Origin of the sequence: Halalkalibacter oceani (assembly GCF_023715605.1) — a bacterium.
GTDB classification, from domain to species: Bacteria; Bacillota; Bacilli; order Bacillales; family Bacillaceae_D; genus Halalkalibacter; species Halalkalibacter oceani.
This window is the reverse complement of the sequence record NZ_JAMBOL010000063.1, coordinates 1-1,542: the sequence shown is the minus strand read 5'-3', so window position 1 is coordinate 1,542 and position 1,542 is coordinate 1. Positions and strand designations below refer to the sequence as shown.

The window sequence follows — 1,542 nt, the reverse complement described above, 5'->3', positions numbered from 1 at the left end:
TGAATCAATTTCATAAAGCCTAGTTCACGATTGTTAGACGACCCCCATTTCGCTTTTAGTGTTTTTAAAAAATTAATTACGCGGCTTGACTAGTCTGCTTGCTAGAAAGGGACTTGGCTATACGATCACACGCGAGCTTCGCCGCGTTATAAATCAAATGCATCAAATCAAATTGTACTTTTGCTCGTTTTCCTGTGCGATAGCGAATATTGTTTAATTGGAAGAATTCTTTTAGATACGCAATGACTCGCTCGACTGAACTTCGTTGCTTGTAAAGGGTTTTCCATGCTTTCGAACCGCGAGCTGGGGATGTATACCGTCTCAAATCGGTGGTGATTTTGACTTTATACACCTTTTGACAGAGGGTATCTTGCGCTAACGGACAGCCTTTGCATTCTTTCGGTCGTGTGTATTTTAACGTCTCGTATCTCGCGTCGTAACTGTCGTACCGATACGAATGCTCTCGAACACACGTAGGGGCAAAATGGTGATCGAATCCTTCTATATTCGGTTCATTTCGCTTGTTGTAAGCAATGACAGCCCCAGTCTTCATTCGATAGAGTTGTTCGTAAATCGCAGGGGCATCATACCCTGCATCGAGTGTGCTAAAGGCGATTTTTAATTCAAAAAGACGCTCTTGCAGTCCTTTTAATAAAGGGATGGCTGCTTTTCCATCGTTCAGGTTTCCCGAGGAAAAGAGCGACTGAAGGATATACTGGCTTTTGGCTCCAACCGCGAAGTGGCCTTTGTAGCCAAACCAAAAAATGTTTTTTCCTTCACTGTTTTTCTTGATGCCCCACTTAGGATCAAGGGGGACAGCGGATCGCAACTCGACTAAAGACGCGTCAAGTTGGGCTTCAATCTTTTTCTCGAAAATCGGACGAACGGCTTCTTGTTCCGCTTGTTCTTGAAGCCATTTTTCTTTCTCTTCTTTTGATTTGCGGCCGCGCTTTTTTGGCTCAGACCTAGGCTTTTCTTTTTTCGCTGGGGCTTGGTCTCTCGCTTCAATGTGAGTCGCATCAATGGCGATCGTGTCATCGGTGATAAATCCTTCTGCTATCGCTTGATGGATGAGCTGTTCTTGAACCTGTTCAAGAACAGGTGATTCTGCTATTTTAGAGAGCATTCTTGAATAAGATGCTTCAGATGGAATCGCATCAGAAAGAAGGAATCCACAATCCAATCGGAACATAAAATCGTGTTTCAGACGTTTAATCAAATCCTTTATTGTCGGAATTCGCTCAAGAATTCGAGCGACGAGTGAGTAGATCATGGCGGAATAGGTGAGCTGAACAGGCGCACCGTATAGGGCTTTTTTTGACACGACCGCAAGAATCGGGTTGATATCAATTGCTGAAAAAACCGCATCAAAACGATGGGTAGGCTCTAACTCATATAAATCATGCAGGTCAAACAGGCTTTCTTGTCGTATAATAGGCATAGGGAGTCTTCCTCCAGTCTGTAGTTTTGTTTCGTCACTTAACTCATTCGACTTTTGGGGAGGTACTCCTTTTTTCGTGCCTTGAAAACCTTGCGAGACTA

The 1,542-nt window shown here is 43.7% G+C and carries 1 protein-coding gene; it reads right to left on the bottom strand.

The features are described 5' to 3' along the window. Positions 1–76: 76 nt before the first annotated feature. Positions 77–1,441, bottom strand: a complete 1,365-nt coding sequence (locus M3202_RS21930; RefSeq protein WP_251225345.1) for an IS1182 family transposase — start codon at positions 1,439–1,441, stop codon at positions 77–79. Positions 1,442–1,542: the final 101 nt, after the last annotated feature.